Origin of the sequence: Microbacterium sp. OR16, from assembly GCF_047306725.1 — a bacterium.
Classification (GTDB): Bacteria; Actinomycetota; Actinomycetes; order Actinomycetales; family Microbacteriaceae; genus Microbacterium.
Map to the genome: position 1 here is coordinate 481,476 of NZ_JAZEXK010000001.1, position 15,503 is coordinate 496,978.

The following is a 15,503-nucleotide window of genomic DNA, read 5'->3' on the forward strand; positions in this document are numbered from 1 at the left end:
TACGCGGCCTCCCGGTGAGAACATGGCGGACAGGAGGTGGCTCTCATGATCGATCTCGACGACATCGACACCGATGAGGACGGCGCGCTCACCGCGACCGTGGAACTGCCCGGAGGCCGACGCGTCACGGTCGAGTACGAATTCGATGAGGAGTTCGACTACGACGACGAAGATGAGGACGACGAAGAGGACGAGGAGCCTGTCGAACGCGAGGACCTTCCCGACCTCGAGACCATGCAGGAGACCGTGAAGCACGCCCTGGCGCGTCTCACGGAGGAGATCCTCGAGGCGCGCGAGAGCGAGGTCGTCGAAGAGCTCACCGAAGCCGCCTACGAAGACGACGACGAGGCCGACCTGGTCGAGGCGCTGCAGGCGCTGAGAGACGACATCGCTCTGGACGGCGTTGTGGTGTTCGGCGACGGAGGCATCACGCTGCTCTTCATCGCGCCGGAGGAGTACCCCGACCTGATCATCTACTGCCTGCTCGACGAGGACCTCGAGATCGACGACCTGATGGTCGAGTGATCAGCGCACCCGCACCATCCTGCCGCCGGTCACCTCGGTCAGCTGCGCGAAGGTGAGCGGCAGCACGGTCTCGGCGGTGCCCCCTGCCGTCCACACCTCGCCGAACGCGCTGAGAGACTCGTCGAGGTAGGTCGGCAGGGGAGCGGGGTGCCCGACCGGCGCCACCCCGCCGATGACCTGTCCCGTCGACGACCGCACGACCGCCGGCGACGCCATCGCCACGGACTCCGCCCCGATCTGCTCGGCGAGCACGACGAAGTCCACACGATGGGCCCCACTGGTCATGACCAGGATCGGCTCCCCGTCGGCGACGAGCACGAGACTGTTCGCGATCGCGCCCACCGGGCATCCGATGGCGTGCGCGGCCAGCGCGGCGGTGTGCGCCGATTCGGGCAGCACGATGATGCGGGCGTCGATCCCGGCTTCGGCGAGACGCTCGCGCACGAGACGGCTGCGGGGCGGAAGCGTGTCGGAATCGGTCACGAGCTCTCTCCTCATCGGCGCGAACGGTGGATGCCGCTCACGCGGCGTCTCCGATGAGGATAGCCGCGGCCTCCTCGCCGTCGCCCGCGGCCGGATCGTCGATGTGGGCGAGGGCGCGGCGACCGAGAAGAACCGTCAGAGCCGCGAGCAGCACGGCGGCCGCCGCGAACAGGTAGGGAACGGTGTCGCCGTACGCGTGGGCGAGGGCGGCCGCCGTCGGGGGCGCCATCGCGCCGCCGAGGAACCGCACGGCGGAGTAGGCCGACGAGGCGACCGAGCGCGGCAGGTCGGTGGCCTCCATCACGGCCTCGGTCAGGACGGTGTTCATCACGCCGAGCAGCAGACCGCCGGCGATGATGCACACCACCAGCGCAGCGGGGTCGGCGACGACGAGACCCGCGACGATGAGGTCGACGGCCAGAAGTGGCAGGGTGATGAGGATGATCGATGCACGAGAGGCGCGGCGCATCAGGGCGGGAGCCACCCAGACGCTCGTGACCGCGAGTGCCACACCCCAGCCGAAGAAGGTCAGACCGATGCCCATGGCACCGAAGCCGAGGGGGAACGGCGAGAACGCCAGCAGCACGAAGAAGCCGATGTTGTAGAACAGGGCGGCCACGGCGAGCACGGCGAGGGCGGGGCGGCGCAGCGCGCGGAACGGCGCCGAGAACGGCATCGGCTCGCGGCGCTCGCCGTCGGTGCGCACGAGCGTGAGCACGGCGATGAACCCGATGGCCATCAACACCACGACGCCGAAGAACGGGCCGCGCCAGCTGAGCTCGCCGAGCAGACCGCCGAGCAGCGGACCGACCGCGATGCCGAGACCGAGCGCCGCCTCGTAGAGCACGATGGCGGCGCCGCTGCCGCCGGCAGCGGCGCCGACGATGGTCGCCAGCGCGGTCGAGATGAAGAGCGCGTTGCCCAGTCCCCAGCCGGCGCGGAAGCCGATCACCCAGTCGACGCTGCCGCTCACCGCGCACAGCAGGGCGAAGATCACGATCAGCCCGAGGCCCACCAGCAGCGTGGCCTTGGCGCCGATGCGGCTGGAGATCCAGCTGGTGATGAGCATCGCGAGCCCGGTCACCAGCAGGTAGCTGGTGAACAGCAGCTCCGTCTCGACGGGGGAGGCCTGCAGCGATTCCGCGATCGCAGGAAGGATCGGGTCGACCAGGCCGATGCCCATGAACGCGACGACGCACGCGAACGCGACCGCCCACACCTGTGCCGGCTGACGCCAGATCGATCCCTGTGGTGTTCCGCTCATTCGTGTGCTCCCGTCGTGTCGGATGATGTGCTCTGCACGCGCTCGCCGAGGATGGCGGCGGTGCGCTCGATCGCTCGCCAGTCGTCGTCGCTGAGGCCGTCGAAGCGCGGGGCGAGCGTGGCGCCCAGCTCGGTGCGCCAGTCGTCGAGGGCGCGGATTCCGGCCTCCGTCGCGGTGACGACGGTGGCTCGGGAGTCGTGGGGGTCGGCAGTGCGCTCGACGAGGCCCGCCTGCTCGAGCGTGCCGATCAGGCGAGTCATGCCCGGCTGCGTCGTGCGGGCGGCGGACGCCAGGGCGCCGAGACGCATCCCGCCCCGCTGATCGAGGATGCTGAGAGCACGCCACTGCGCGGACGGTGCGTCGTTGCCGGCATCGTGTGCGGCGATCCGCGCCAGCGCGTGCGTGGCGAGAACGATCGCCGTGACCGCTTCGGATTTATGCATACCAACAAGTATATACCTGGCGGTATCTAATGGATCAGTGGCGGCCGCCTGCGATCCGCGACGAGAGCTGGTGCGCGTGCGCCAGCAGTGTTCGGCCCAGCTGGGGAAGCCTGTCCGCTGAGAAGCGGAACTCGACGCCGGTGATGCTGAGCGCCCAATCCGGACGGCCCTCCCTGTCGAACACCGCGGCCGCCATGCCCCACGAGCCCTCCACGATCAGCCCGGGATTGACCGAGTACCCGCGCGCCTTCGTCTCGCCCAGCCTTCGCCGCAGCGGGCGGTCGCCGTGCGCCGAGCCCCATCGCTCCTCCAGCTCTGGGTGGCGTTCGAGATACGCATCCACATCGTGGTCGGGGAGGAAAGCGAGGATCGCCAGGCCCGCACTCGCCACACCGAGGGGGAAGCGCACCCCCTCGCTGAGCACGAAGGAGCGGATGGGGAACGAGCCCTCCTCGCGCACCAGGCACACCGTCTCGTCAGCACGACGCGTGGAGAGGAACGCGCTCTCCTCTGTCTTCACGGCGAGCGATCGCACGATGTCGCGAGAGAGCTCGGTGATGTCGTACCGCGCGGCCGCGACGGTTCCCATCAGATACAGCTCGGGCCCCGGCATCCATCTCGCCGTCGTCTCGTCCTGGTCGACGAGCCCCTCGACGCGCAGCGCCGTGAGCAGGCGGTGCGCGGTCGAGCGGCTCAGCCCGGCATCCCGCGCCAGCGACTGCAGGCCGACACCGTCTGCGGATGCCGAGACCAGGCGCAGCAGCGCCGCAGCGCGCGCGACCGCCTGCGCTCCGGGCACTGTGCGCCGCGTGCCGTCCAGCCGTTCCACGATGTGGACGCTAGTCGGTCGGACGACCACATCGCAAGCGCCGGCTTGCCTGCTGTCGGGCGTGCGCGGATGCTGGAGACAGCGCACACGAAGGAGTGGTCTTGATCGACAAACAGTTCCCATCGGCGGCCGAGGCGGTCGCCGACATCCCGCACGGCGCGTCGCTCGCCGTCGGCGGCTTCGGCCTCTCCGGCAATCCCATGGCGCTCATCGAGGCGCTGCATGCGCAGGGAACGGGCGATCTCAGCGTCGTGAGCAACAACTGCGGCGTCGACGACTGGGGCCTGGGCATCCTGCTCGGATCGCGCCGCATCCGCAAGATGACCTCCTCCTACGTCGGCGAGAACAAGGAGTTCGAACGGCAGTTCCTCGAGGGCGACCTCGAGCTCGAGCTCACCCCGCAGGGGACGCTGGCTGAGAAGCTGCGCGCGGGCGGTTCAGGCATAGCCGCATTCTTCACGCAGACGGGTGTCGGAACGCAGGTCGCCGAGGGCGGGCTCCCGCGCCGGTACAACGCCGACGGCACGATCGCCGTGGCTTCGCCCGTCAAGGACGTGCGCGCCTTCGACTTCCACGGCGAACAGCGCGACTTCGTGCTCGAAGAGGCGATCACCACCGACTTCGCGCTCGTGCACGCGCTGATGGGCGACCGGCACGGCAACCTCGTGTTCAACAAGGCCGCACGAAACTTCAACCCTCTCGCGGCCATGGCGGGCCGCATCTGCATCGCGCAGGTGGAGCAGCTCGTAGAACCGGGCGAGCTCGACCCCGACAGCGTGCACCTCCCCGGCGTCTACGTGCACCGGGTGGTCGAGGTGGGCAGCGACATCGAGAAGCGCATCGAGCGCCGCACGACCCGCCCCCAGGAAGGGAAGAGATGACCATGGCGCTCACCCGCGACGAGATGGCGGCCCGAGCCGCCCAGGAGCTCACCGACGGCGAGTACGTCAACCTCGGCATCGGTCTGCCCACCCTGGTGCCCAACCACGTGCCGGACGACGTGACCGTCGTGCTGCAGTCCGAGAACGGCATTCTCGGGGTCGGCCCGTACCCGACCGAGGAGAACGTCGATCCCGACCTGATCAACGCCGGCAAGGAGACCGTGACCCTGTTGCCGGGCGCGGCGTTCTTCGACTCGGCGACGAGCTTCGGCATGATCCGCGGCGGCAAGATCGACGCCGCGATCCTCGGCGCCATGCAGGTGTCGGCGACCGGCGACCTGGCGAACTGGATGATCCCCGGCAAGATGGTCAAGGGCCCGGGCGGTGCCATGGACCTCGTGCACGGCGCCGGCCGCGTCATCATCCTCATGGAGCACGTCGCCAAGGACGGATCGGCGAAGATCGTGAACGACTGCTCGCTGCCGCTGACCGGCAGGGGTGTGGTCGACCGGATCATCACCGATCTCGCCGTCATCGACGTGACACACGACGGGCTCGTCCTGGTCGAGACCGCGCCGGGTGTGAGCGTGCAGGACGTCGTCGCCGCCACCGAGCCCGCACTGACCATCCCCGAAACTCTGAAGGAGCACTCATGAGCGACATCGTCATCGTCGCCGCCGCCCGCACCCCGCAGGGGCGGCTGAAGGGTCAGCTGGCCTCGTTCACCGCACCGCAGCTGGGCTCGCTGGCCATCCGCGGCGCGCTCGAGCAGGCGTCGGTCGCGCCGGATGCCGTGGACGCGGTGATCATGGGGCAGGTGCTGGCCGCAGGCTCCGGGCAGAACGCCGCCCGCCAGGCCGCGGTCGGCGCGGGCATCGGCTGGGACGTGCCGGCGAGCTCGGTCAACAAGGTCTGCCTGTCGGGGCTCACGGCGATCATCGATGCGGCGCGCATGATCCGCACCGGCGACGCCACCACCGTCGTCGCGGGCGGCATGGAGTCCATGACCCGCGCGCCGCACCTGCTGATGGGCTCGCGCGAGGGATGGACCTACGGCAGCGTCGAGGTCCTCGATCACATGGCCCACGACGGGCTCACCGACGCCTACGATCGCGAGAGCATGGGCGCGTCGACCGAGCGGCACAACCCGCGATTCGGGATGACCCGGGAGATGCAGGACACTGTAGCCGCGCTGTCGCACCAGCGTGCCGCCGCGGCGCAGGACGAGGGGGTGTTCGACGCCGAGATCGTCGAGGTGAGCGTGCCGCAGCGCAAGGGGGAGCCCATCGTGCTCGTCAGCGACGAGGGCATCCGTCCCGACACGACAGTCGAGTCGCTGGCCGGTCTGCGCGCCGCGTTCGCCGAGGGCGGCTCGATCACCGCGGGCAACGCCTCGCAGATCTCCGACGGCGCGGCCGCCGTCGTCGTCACCACCCGAGAGAACGCCGACGCCCGGGGGTGGCCGGTGCTCGCCGTCATCGGTGCCAGCGGCCAGACCGCAGGACCGGACAACTCGCTGCAGGCGCAGCCGGCGCGCGCCATCGAGCGGGCGCTCGAGAAGCAGGGCATCACCGCCGGCGATCTCGACCTCGTCGAGATCAACGAGGCCTTCGGCGCGGTTGTCGCACGATCGCAGCAGGAGCTGGGACTGTCGAGCGACATGATCAACGTGCACGGCGGTGGCATTGCCATCGGACATCCGATCGGCGCGAGCGGAGCCCGCCTCGTCGTCCACCTGGCGCACGAGCTCTCACGCCGCGGATCTGGCACCGCGGTCGCCGCGCTGTGCGGCGGAGGCGGGCAGGGGGAGGCACTGATCCTCACCCGCTGAGGCTCTTCGCCGGCGCTCCGGCCGACGCCCGGCGGCGGTCGGAGCGCGATGCGCGATCAGCGCTGCTTCGAAAGGCGCTTGACCTCGTCGCGGCGCTTCTCGCGAAGCTCCTTCTTGTCGGGCTTGGGCGCGAAGGGCGAGTCGGCCGAGACGGGCAGCCCCTTGTCGACGCGGCGCATGTCCTTGACTGCGCCGATCGCGAGTGAGAGCGTGATCGCCCAGCTCACCCAGGCGAGAACCGCCCGCCACGTGAACTTCTGGCCGCGCGAGCCGCGCAGCAGGGTCCACCCCGTGGAGATGGCGCTGAAGAGTCCGGTGCGAAGGAGATAGCGCATGGCTCCACGCTATCCGAGCGGGCCGGATGCTCGGGTAGGGTTGACAGCAGATCCTGCTGTGTATCTACCGGCCGCCGGCATCCCGGCGGACAGCGGCGGCACCCGACCCGCGTCCCTCGACGTGTGAGAGCCACATGACACAGATCACCGCCAATTCGCCGAGCCTGCTGCGGCTGATCGGCATCCCGTATTTCGTCATCGCGTTCGTCGCGCGACTGCCCTTCGCCATGATGGTCGTCGGCGTGCTGACCATGGTCGTCACCGTCCGCGGCTCGCTGAGCCTCGGCGGGCTCACCTCCGCCGCCGTCGGCCTCGGCACGGCACTGGTCGGTCCGTTCCTCGGCGCGGCGGCCGACCGGTGGGGCCAGCGGCCCGTGCTGCTGCTGTGCGGCGTGCTGAACGCCGCGATGCTCGCCGTGTTCGCCCTGATCGTCTATGCCCCCGCCGCCGACGCCCTCGTGCTGGCATCGGCCTTCACCATCGGGGCGACCGCGCCCCAGGTCTCGCCGATGTCGCGCTCCCGGCTCGTCACGATCATCGCCGAGCGGATGCCCGAGATGCAGCGCGCCCGCACCACCTCGGCGACCATGTCGTACGAGTCGGCCGCCGATGAGACCGTGTTCGTGTTCGGACCGTTCCTGGTCGGCATCCTCGCCTCGTTCATCGCGCCATGGGCGCCCATCGCGATCGCATCGGCCCTGACGCTGCTGTTCGTCGGAGCCTTCGCGCTGCACCCCACCGGACGCCACGTCTCCCTCGAGCGCGACTCCGACGGCCGCGCGCCGTCGCGCGCGCGTGAGCTGTTCCGCCCCGCCCTGCTCGTGGTCGTGACCGGGATCTTCGGCATCGGTCTGTTCTTCGGCACCGCGCTGACCGCGCTCACCTCGTTCATGGCCGATCGCGGGGCCGCCGAGCAGGCGGGTCTGCTGTACGGGGTGATGGGCGTCGGATCGGCCGTGCTCGCGCTCGGCGTCGTGTGGCTGCCGCCGCGATTCACGCTGCATGCGCGCTGGATCGTGTTCGCGACGATCCTCGTGGCGGGCTCTGCGCTGTTCGCGGCCGCCGGGTCGGTGGGCGCGATGATCCTCGCGCTCGCGCTGCTGGGCATCGGCGTCGGGCCGACCATCGTCACGCAGTACAGTCTCGGCGCCGCGCGAAGCCCGCTCGGTCGCTCGGCGACGGTGATGACGATGCTCGGCTCGGGCGTGGTCGTCGGCCAGGCTGCGGCCTCCGCCGGCACCGGAGCGATCGCCGAGAGCCTCGGCACGCAAGCCGCATTGCTGCTGCCGCTCATCGCCTCGGGGATCGTGCTGATCGCCGGCATCGTGAACCGCCTGATCAGCCCCGTGCAGCGCTGACGACGGCTCGTCAACCCCCGTAACCCTCGCTGCGGTCATCGGTAGCCTGGAGACACCGAGCAGAGGAGTCACATGGTCGCCGCAGAGTTCGTGGTCGTCGCCAACCGCCTTCCGGTCGATCGGATCATCACCCCCGACGGCGAGGAGATCTGGCGCACGTCTCCCGGCGGGCTGGTCGCAGCGCTGGAGCCCATGATGCGCAGCGTCGACGGCGCGTGGGTCGGCTGGGCAGGTCAGGCGGACCTGCGGATCGAGCCGTTCACCGCCGACGGCATCCGGCTGCTTCCCGTGACCCTGAGCGAGCAGGAGATCCAGGACTACTACGAGGGCTTCTCGAACGACACGATCTGGCCTCTGTACCACGACGTGATCGCGCCTCCGCAGTACCACCGGGAGTGGTGGGAGGCCTACGTCGCCGTCAATCTGCGCTTCGCCGAGGCGGCGGCCGACGCCGTCGCCGAGGGCGGCACCGTCTGGGTGCACGACTACCAGCTGCAGCTCGTGCCCGAGATGGTGCGCAGCCTGCGCCCCGACGTGACCATCGGCTACTTCCATCACATCCCGTTCCCCGCGCACGGCCTCTACGCACAGCTTCCCTGGCGCGACCAGGTGCTTCGCGGGCTGCTCGGGGCCGACGTGATCGGCTTCCAGCGGGCGCAGGACGCCGCGAACTTCCTCGCCGCAGCCAAACGACGACTCGGCCACGAGACGAGGGCGTCGAGCATCACCCTTCCCGACGGGCGGATGCCGCTGGTGAAGGCGTTCCCGATCTCGATCGACACGACGCCTTACCGCGAGCTCGCCCAGCGCCCGGACATCCGCGCGAGGGCACTCGAGATCCGCGAAGGACTGGGCAACCCGAAGCACATCCTGCTCGGCGTCGATCGCCTCGACTACACAAAGGGCATCCGGCACCGCATCAAGGCGTACGGCGAGCTGCTCGACCAGGGGCGCATCTCGGTCGAGGACGTCGCGTTCATCCAGGTCGCGAGCCCGAGCCGGGAGCGAGTGGACGCCTACATGCATCTGCGCGACGAGGTGGAGCTCGCGATCGGCCGCATCAACGGCGACCACGACACGCTCGGACACACCGCGATCCGCTACCTGCACCAGGGGTTCCCCCGCGAGGAGATGGTCGCCATGTACCTCGCCGCCGACGTCATGCTCGTGACTGCGCTGCGCGACGGCATGAACCTCGTGGCCAAGGAGTACGTGGCCACCCGCGCCGACAACCGCGGCGTGCTCGTGCTGAGCGAGTTCACGGGCGCCGCCGACGAGCTGCGCCAGGCCCTGCGGGTGAACCCGCACGACATCGAGGGCCTCAAGGATGCCATCGTCGACGCGATCGAGATGCCCCGCGCCGAGCAGGGCAAGCGGATGCGCGCGCTGCGCAAGCGAGTGCTCGAGAACGACGTCACCGCCTGGTCGCAGTCGTTCCTGCGCGCGCTCGAGCAGGCCGGGCGCAATCGCCACCGCCAGCACGAGGGAGCACACGGATGACCCGCGAGTGGCATCCGGGCGCATCCGACCCGGCCTTGTCGGCGATCGCCCGCACGCAGAGGCTGCTCGTCGCGCTCGACTTCGACGGCACGGCGTCCGAGCTCGTCGCAGACCCGATGTCGGCGCGCGCGATCCCCGAGGTGCAGAAGGCGCTGGTCGATCTCACCGCTCTGCCGCACACGACGGTGGCCTTCATCTCCGGACGCAGCCTCGTGCACCTGCGCGAGATCGCCGAGCACCGCGACGACTCGCCGATCGTGCTGGCCGGATCCCACGGCGCCCAGTACTGGTACCCCGGGGAGGGCGAGGCGGGGGCTGACGCCGAAGACCCGGACAGGATGCTGCGCGACGCCCTGCTCGAAGAGCTCGCACCCCTTCTGAGCGCGTATCCCGGGGTCGAGCTGGAGAGCAAGACGTTCGGGATCGGCATCCACGGTCGCCCCGCACTGCCCGAGGTGGAGCAGGAGGCCTTCACAGCGGTCGACGAGGTGTTCGCGCGCCGCGCCCGGCACTGGCGCCGCCGCACCGGCGATCGCATCCTCGAGTACTCCTCGCGCGACGAGGGGAAGGACACGGCGATCGCGGTGCTGCGCGCGCACACGGGTGCCACCGGCATCCTGTTCGCCGGCGACGACGTCACCGACGAAGACGCACTGCGGGTGCTCACCCGTGACGACCTCGGCGTGCGCGTCGGACCGGGGGAGACAGCCGCCACGCTGCGTGTGGGATCCCCACAGCAGGTCGCCGAACTTCTGGAAGTCATCGCGTCGGAACGGGCCGCCCGACCGGAATAGACTTCCGTCATGTCCACCCGCGATTCTCAGCCCGGCATGTCGGGCGCCCAGCCAGACATCGACATCAAGCCCCGCAGCCGCGTCGTCACCGACGGCATCGAGGCGACCACCTCCCGCGGCATGCTCCGCGCCGTGGGCATGGGCGACGCCGACTGGGAGAAGCCGCAGGTCGGCATCGCATCGAGCTGGAACGAGATCACGCCGTGCAACCTGAGCCTCGACCGGCTCGCACAGGGCGCGAAGGAGGGCGTGCACTCGGGTGGCGGGTACCCCCTGCAGTTCGGCACCATCTCCGTCTCGGACGGGATCTCGATGGGCCACGAGGGCATGCACTTCTCACTGGTGTCTCGCGAGGTCATCGCCGACTCGGTCGAGACGGTGATCATGGCCGAGCGCCTGGACGGCACGGTGCTGCTCGCCGGCTGCGACAAGTCGATCCCCGGCATGCTGATGGCCAGCGCTCGCCTCGGCCTGTCGAGCGTGTTCCTGTACGCGGGATCGATCGCGCCCGGCTGGGTCAAGCTCTCTGACGGCACCGAGAAGGACATCACGATCATCGACTCGTTCGAGGGCGTGGGCGCGTGCCGAGCGGGCCGGATGTCTGAGGAGGACCTCAAGCGGATCGAATGCGCGTTCGCGCCGGGTGAGGGCGCGTGCGGGGGCATGTACACCGCCAACACCATGGCATCCGTCGCCGAGGCGCTCGGCCTGAGCCTTCCCGGCTCGGCTGCGCCACCGGCGGCCGACCGCCGCCGCGACTACTTCGCGCACCGCTCGGGCGAGGCCGTCGTGAACCTGCTGCGTCAGGGCATCACCACGAAGGACATCCTCACCAAGGAGTCGTTCGAGAACGCCATCGCGCTGGCGATGGCGCTCGGCGGCTCGACGAACGTCGTGCTGCACCTGCTGGCGATCGCCAACGAGGCGGGCATCGAGCTGTCGCTGCACGACTTCAACCGCATCGGAAGCCGCACCCCGCACGTGGCCGACATGAAGCCGTTCGGTCAGTACGTGATGAACGACGTCGACCGTCACGGCGGCATCCCGGTGATCATGAAGGCGATGCTCGACGAGGGCCTGATCCACGGCGACGCGCTGACCGTCACCGGCAAGACCGTCGCCGAGAACCTGCGCGACCTGAACCCGGATCCCGTCGACGGCGACGTGATCCACACCTTCGACAACCCGATCCACGCATCGGGCGGCATCAGCATCCTGCACGGCTCGCTCGCTCCCGAGGGCGCCGTGGTGAAGTCCGCGGGCTTCGACGCGGACGTGTTCGAGGGTCCGGCACGCGTGTTCGAGCGCGAGCGCGGGGCGATGGATGCCCTGGCGGCCGGGGAGATCAATGCCGGCGACGTGATCGTCATCCGATACGAGGGCCCCAAGGGCGGACCCGGCATGCGCGAGATGCTCGCCATCACCGCGGCCATCAAGGGCGCGGGCCTCGGAAAAGATGTACTACTGTTGACGGACGGACGATTCTCAGGCGGCACAACCGGCCTGTGCATCGGCCACATAGCACCCGAAGCCGTGGACGCAGGTCCCATCGCCTTCGTGCGCGATGGTGATCTGATACGGGTCGATATCGCGGCTCGCTCCCTCGAGCTACTCGTCGAGGAGGCTGAGCTGAGCTCCCGCCGTGAGGGCTGGGAGCCCCTTCCCCCGCGCTATACCCGTGGCGTCCTCGCCAAGTACTCCCGTCTCGTGCGCTCCGCCGCACAGGGCGCGGTGACCGGCTGACCTCCTGACGACACAGATCACCAAGGATGCGAAATGACTCCTGAATCTGCGACCGCCGTGCCGCGGCCGCCCGCACGTCCCTCCACAGCTCCCGAGATCTCAGGGGCCGAGGCCGTCGTCCGCTCGCTCGAGAAGCTCGGCGTCACCGACGTCTTCGGCATCCCCGGCGGCGCCATCATGCCGGTGTACGACCCGCTCATGGACGCCTCGGGTCTGCGTCACGTGCTGGTCCGGCACGAGCAGGGCGCGGGTCACGCCGCCGAAGGCTATGCCGCGGCGACCGGGAAGGTCGGCGTCTGCATCGCCACCTCCGGCCCCGGTGCGACGAACCTCGTCACCCCGATCGCCGACGCCTATATGGACTCGGTGCCGATGGTCGCGATCACCGGTCAGGTGTTCTCGACGCTGATGGGAACTGACGCCTTCCAGGAGGCCGACATCGTCGGCATCACCATGCCGGTGACCAAGCACTCGTTCCTCGTCAAGACCGCGGAGGAGATCCCCGGCGCGATCGCCGCGGCGTTCGAGGTCGCCTCGACCGGCCGTCCCGGCCCGGTGCTCGTCGACATCACCAAGGACGCACAGCAGCAGATCGCACCGTTCGTGTGGCCCCCGCGGATCGACCTGCCCGGGTACCGCCCCGTCACCAAGGCGCACGGCAAGCAGATCCAGGCCGCGGCCACCCTGCTGGCCGAGTCGAAGAAGCCCGTGCTGTACGTCGGTGGCGGCGTGATCCGCGCGCACGCCTCGGCCGAGCTGCTGACGCTCGCCGAGTCGACCGGCGCGCCTGTCGTGACCACGCTGATGGCCCGTGGTGCGTTCCCCGACTCACACCCGCAGCACCTCGGCATGCCCGGCATGCACGGCACGGTCCCGGCTGTGCTGGCGCTGCAGGAATCCGACCTCATCGTCTCGCTCGGCGCGCGCTTCGACGATCGTGTCACGGGCAAGGCCGCACTCTTCGCCCCGAACGCGAAGGTCGTGCACGTCGACATCGACCCTGCTGAGATCTCGAAGATCCGTACGGCCGATGTGCCGATCGTCGGCGATGTGCGCGATGTGCTCGTCGACCTCGACACGGCCTTCCGCGGCGCGATCGCGGGTGGGACGCCGGACACCGAGGAGTGGTGGTCGTACCTCGACGGGCTGAAATCCGAGTTCCCCCTGGGCTACGCCCAGCCGGAGGACGGCCTGATGTCGCCGCAGTACGTCATCCAGCGCATCGGCGAGCTCACCGGCCCCGAGGCGGTCTACGCGTCCGGGGTGGGGCAGCACCAGATGTGGGCGGCGCAGTTCATCAAGTACGAGCGGCCGAACTCCTGGCTGAACTCGGGTGGCGCGGGCACCATGGGCTACTCCGTTCCGGCGGCCATGGGCGCCAAGGTGGCCGAGCCCGACCGCGTGGTCTGGGCCATCGACGGCGACGGATGCTTCCAGATGACGAATCAGGAGCTCGCGACCTGCGTCATCAACAACATCCCGATCAAGGTCGCCATCATCAACAATTCGTCGCTCGGCATGGTGCGCCAGTGGCAGACGCTGTTCTACGAGGGCAGGCACTCGAACACCGACCTGAACACGGGACACGGCACCGTGCGCATCCCCGACTTCGTCAAACTCGCCGAGGCGTACGGCTGCCTCGCGCTGCGAGTCGAGAAGCAGGAGGACGTGGATGCCGCGATCCGGACGGCACTCGAGACCGACGACCGTCCGGTCGTGATCGACTTCGTCGTCAGTGCCGACGCGATGGTCTGGCCGATGGTGCCCCAGGGCGTCAGCAACAGCTACATCCAGTACGCGCGTGATCACGCCCCGGCATTCGATGAGGAGATCTGAGCCATGTCCACACACGTGCTGAGCCTCCTCGTCGAGGACACCCCGGGCATTCTGACCCGCGTCGCGGGCCTCTTCGCCCGCCGCGGGTTCAACATCCACTCGCTCGCCGTCGGCGTGACCGAGGTCGCGGGCATCTCCCGCATCACGGTCGTCGTCGATGTCGACGCCCTGCCGCTCGAGCAGGTCACCAAGCAGCTGAACAAGCTGATCAACGTGATCAAGGTCGTCGAGCTCGAGCCGTCGAGCTCGGTGCAGCGCGAGCACATGCTCATCAAGGTGCGCACCGACAACAACACCCGCTCGAACGTGCTCGAGATCGTCAACCTGTTCCGGGCGTCGATCGTCGACTACGCCCCGGATGCCGTGGTCGTCGAGGTCACGGGCGACCAGGGCAAGGTGCAGGCGCTGCTGCGCGCACTCGAGCCCTTCGGTATCAAGGAGCTCGCCCAGTCGGGCCTGCTCGCCATCGGCCGCGGCGGCAAGAGCATCACCGAGCGCGTCCTGCGCGGCTGACTCGCAGACGATACGAACTTCTGGGTCCCTGAGCCTGTCGAAGGGCCCGTTCAACCACTAGCAAGGAGAAACAACACCGTGAGCACCGAGATCTTCTACGACGCAGACGCCGACCTCTCGATCATCCAGGGCAAGAAGGTCGCGATCGTCGGCTACGGCTCGCAGGGCCACGCCCACGCCATGAACCTTCGCGACTCGGGTGTCGAGGTCACCATCGCCCTCAAGGAGGGCTCGAAGTCGATCGCGAAGGCCGAGGAGGCCGGCTTCCCTGTCAAGAACGTCGCCGACGCGGCCGAGTGGGCCGACGTCATCATGATCCTCGCGCCGGACCAGCACCAGCGCACCATCTACAACGAGTCCATCAAGGACAAGCTGACCCCCGGCAAGGCGCTCGCCTTCGCGCACGGCTTCAACATCCGCTACGGCTACATCGACGCTCCCGAGGGCATCGACGTCATCCTCATCGCCCCCAAGGCTCCCGGCCACACCGTGCGCCGCGAGTTCGTCGCCGGCCGAGGCATCCCCGACATCATCGCCGTCGAGCGCGACGCCTCGGGCAAGGCGTGGGAGCTGGCCCTGTCGTACGCGAAGGCGATCGGCGGCACCCGCGCCGGCGTCATCAAGACCACGTTCACCGAAGAGACCGAGACCGACCTGTTCGGCGAGCAGGCCGTGCTCTGCGGTGGCATGAGCCACCTCGTGCAGGCCGGCTTCGAGACGCTGGTCGAGGCGGGATACCAGCCGCAGATCGCCTACTTCGAGGTGCTGCACGAGCTCAAGCTCATCGTCGACCTGATGTGGGAGGGCGGCATCGCCAAGCAGCGGTGGTCGATCTCCGACACCGCCGAGTTCGGTGACTACGTCTCGGGTCCGCGCGTCATCGACGCCGGTGTCAAGGAGCGCATGCAGGGCGTGCTCGCCGACATCCAGTCGGGCGCGTTCGCGAAGCGCTTCATCGAGGACCAGGACAACGGCGCCGAGGAGTTCCTCGCCCTCCGCGAGAAGGAGCAGGGCCACCCCATCGAGGCGACCGGCAAGGAGCTGCGTTCGCTGTTCGCATGGAAGTCGCAGGACGAGGACTACGTCGAGGGCAGCGCGGCGCGCTGATCCCGTTCGTGTGAGGGAGGCATCCGGTTCGCCGGGTGCCTCCCTCACTTCGTCTCCTGGC

General features: G+C 69.2%; 16 protein-coding genes. 11 read left to right on the forward strand and 5 right to left on the reverse strand.

Annotated elements, in window-relative coordinates:
- Positions 1 to 45 precede the first annotated feature (45 nt).
- Positions 46 to 525 carry a hypothetical protein gene (locus V2S05_RS02325; protein ID WP_271637841.1) on the forward strand — a complete coding sequence of 160 codons (480 nt, stop codon included), beginning with the start codon at positions 46 to 48 and terminating at the stop codon, positions 523 to 525.
- Here V2S05_RS02325 and V2S05_RS02330 read toward each other — a convergent pair whose 3' ends face one another.
- From V2S05_RS02330 to V2S05_RS02345, 4 genes are read right to left on the reverse strand one after another with little or no spacing between them, the layout of a single operon-like run.
- Positions 526 to 1,023 (reverse strand): YbaK/EbsC family protein, encoded by a 498-nt coding sequence (locus V2S05_RS02330; protein WP_413633669.1) that lies wholly within the window; start codon positions 1,021 to 1,023, stop codon positions 526 to 528.
- A gap of 22 nt (positions 1,024 to 1,045) precedes the next feature.
- On the reverse strand, positions 1,046 to 2,272 hold the full coding sequence (locus V2S05_RS02335) for an MFS transporter (RefSeq protein ID WP_271637838.1): 1,227 nt from the start codon (positions 2,270 to 2,272) through the stop codon (positions 1,046 to 1,048).
- Positions 2,269 to 2,715, reverse strand: coding sequence for a MarR family winged helix-turn-helix transcriptional regulator (locus tag V2S05_RS02340; RefSeq protein ID WP_413633670.1), 447 nt, complete (start codon positions 2,713 to 2,715; stop codon positions 2,269 to 2,271). The genes V2S05_RS02335 and V2S05_RS02340 overlap by 4 nt, the downstream gene beginning before the upstream one ends.
- Before the next feature lie 34 nt (positions 2,716 to 2,749).
- A complete protein-coding gene (locus V2S05_RS02345; protein ID WP_413635209.1) occupies positions 2,750 to 3,535 on the reverse strand; it encodes an IclR family transcriptional regulator in 786 nt (261 codons plus the stop codon).
- Positions 3,536 to 3,645: 110 nt separating this feature from the next.
- Here V2S05_RS02345 and V2S05_RS02350 point away from each other — a divergent pair, with 110 nt between their 5' ends.
- The 3 genes from V2S05_RS02350 to V2S05_RS02360 are packed head-to-tail and all read left to right on the forward strand — an operon-like array spanning position 3,646 to position 6,256.
- A complete protein-coding gene (locus V2S05_RS02350) occupies positions 3,646 to 4,425 on the forward strand; it encodes a CoA transferase subunit A (RefSeq protein WP_413633671.1) in 780 nt (259 codons plus the stop codon).
- 2 nt (positions 4,426 to 4,427) lie between these two features.
- Complete coding sequence (locus V2S05_RS02355) at positions 4,428 to 5,081, forward strand: CoA transferase subunit B (protein ID WP_271637834.1); 654 nt, start codon at positions 4,428 to 4,430, stop codon at positions 5,079 to 5,081.
- On the forward strand, positions 5,078 to 6,256 hold the full coding sequence (locus V2S05_RS02360; protein ID WP_413633672.1) for an acetyl-CoA C-acetyltransferase: 1,179 nt from the start codon (positions 5,078 to 5,080) through the stop codon (positions 6,254 to 6,256). The genes V2S05_RS02355 and V2S05_RS02360 overlap by 4 nt, the downstream gene beginning before the upstream one ends.
- A gap of 56 nt (positions 6,257 to 6,312) precedes the next feature.
- On the opposite strand, the gene V2S05_RS02365 is transcribed toward V2S05_RS02360, so the two are convergent.
- Positions 6,313 to 6,591, reverse strand: coding sequence for a hypothetical protein (locus tag V2S05_RS02365; protein ID WP_271637832.1), 279 nt, complete (start codon positions 6,589 to 6,591; stop codon positions 6,313 to 6,315).
- A gap of 134 nt (positions 6,592 to 6,725) precedes the next feature.
- Between V2S05_RS02365 and V2S05_RS02370 the strand changes: the two genes are divergently transcribed.
- The 7 genes from V2S05_RS02370 (at position 6,726) to ilvC (ending at position 15,442) form a co-directional block, all read left to right on the forward strand.
- On the forward strand, positions 6,726 to 7,949 hold the full coding sequence (locus V2S05_RS02370; RefSeq protein ID WP_271637831.1) for an MFS transporter: 1,224 nt from the start codon (positions 6,726 to 6,728) through the stop codon (positions 7,947 to 7,949).
- 72 nt (positions 7,950 to 8,021) lie between these two features.
- Entirely contained in the window at positions 8,022 to 9,449 is a 1,428-nt protein-coding gene (locus V2S05_RS02375) for an alpha,alpha-trehalose-phosphate synthase (UDP-forming) (RefSeq protein WP_413633673.1), read from the forward strand.
- Positions 9,446 to 10,243, forward strand: coding sequence for a trehalose-phosphatase (gene otsB / locus V2S05_RS02380; protein ID WP_413633674.1), 798 nt, complete (start codon positions 9,446 to 9,448; stop codon positions 10,241 to 10,243). The genes V2S05_RS02375 and otsB overlap by 4 nt, the downstream gene beginning before the upstream one ends.
- Positions 10,244 to 10,252: 9 nt before the next feature.
- A complete protein-coding gene (ilvD, locus tag V2S05_RS02385) occupies positions 10,253 to 11,986 on the forward strand; it encodes a dihydroxy-acid dehydratase (RefSeq protein ID WP_413633676.1) in 1,734 nt (577 codons plus the stop codon).
- 33 nt (positions 11,987 to 12,019) lie between these two features.
- Positions 12,020 to 13,822: an acetolactate synthase large subunit gene (locus V2S05_RS02390; RefSeq protein ID WP_413633678.1), complete on the forward strand. Its 1,803-nt coding sequence runs from the start codon at positions 12,020 to 12,022 to the stop codon at positions 13,820 to 13,822.
- Between the two features lie 3 nt (positions 13,823 to 13,825).
- Entirely contained in the window at positions 13,826 to 14,335 is a 510-nt protein-coding gene (ilvN, locus tag V2S05_RS02395) for an acetolactate synthase small subunit (protein ID WP_271637825.1), read from the forward strand.
- A gap of 78 nt (positions 14,336 to 14,413) precedes the next feature.
- The gene (gene ilvC, locus V2S05_RS02400) at positions 14,414 to 15,442 is read left to right on the forward strand and encodes a ketol-acid reductoisomerase (RefSeq protein WP_271637823.1); all 1,029 of its coding nucleotides are present in this window, start codon (positions 14,414 to 14,416) and stop codon (positions 15,440 to 15,442) included.
- The last annotated feature ends 61 nt before the right edge of the window (positions 15,443 to 15,503 follow it).